This window comes from Streptomyces hyderabadensis (assembly GCF_020404845.1).
GTDB classification, from domain to species: domain Bacteria; phylum Actinomycetota; class Actinomycetes; order Streptomycetales; family Streptomycetaceae; genus Streptomyces; species Streptomyces hyderabadensis.
The window spans coordinates 1-568 of record NZ_JAIOJZ010000150.1 but is presented as its reverse complement, the minus strand read 5'-3'; the positions used below and the strand labels follow the sequence as shown (position 1 = coordinate 568).

General features: G+C 65.3%; 1 rRNA gene and 1 pseudogene. One reads left to right on the top strand and one right to left on the bottom strand.

Features of this window, described 5'->3' with window-relative positions:
- Positions 1-81: 81 nt before the first annotated feature.
- A 5S ribosomal RNA gene (gene rrf, locus K7854_RS37300) occupies positions 82-198 on the top strand.
- A gap of 121 nt (positions 199-319) precedes the next feature.
- Here the strand turns inward: rrf and K7854_RS37295 are convergent.
- A pseudogene (locus K7854_RS37295) lies at positions 320-568 on the bottom strand (hypothetical protein); the annotation flags it as partial.

Sequence of the window (568 nt, the reverse complement as noted above, 5' to 3'; positions counted from 1 at the left end):
AGTTCTGAGGCAACGACCGTTGCCGGTTTGAGTAGAACGCACAATTAAAGAGTGTGCTTGTTCGCTCGAAACCATTAGGGTTTCGGTGGTCATAGCGTAGGGGAAACGCCCGGTTACATTTCGAACCCGGAAGCTAAGCCTTACAGCGCCGATGGTACTGCAGGGGGGACCCTGTGGGAGAGTAGGACGCCGCCGAACAATCTTTGGAAAGGACCCCTGGTCCCCAGCGTTCAGCTGGGGACCAGGGGTCCTTTCGTTTTTCCAGGGCGCACCGGGTAGCCGGCTGCGCGAGAATGACTTGCGGTACCGAAGACAGGAGTCACCGATGTCCACCAACTCTCCCGACGACCGACCGGAGCGCGACCAGCGGCGACGGGACGGTGGTGACCGCGGTGACCGCAGGGGGCAGCGCGGTGACCGGGGTGGCTTCCGCCGCGACGACCGCCGCGACGACCGACGTGACGACCGCCGGGGCGATGACCGCGGAGGACAGCGCGGTGGTTTCCGGCGCGACGATCGCGATCGTGGGCCCCGCCGGGACGATCGGGACCGTGGTGGTGACCGCGGC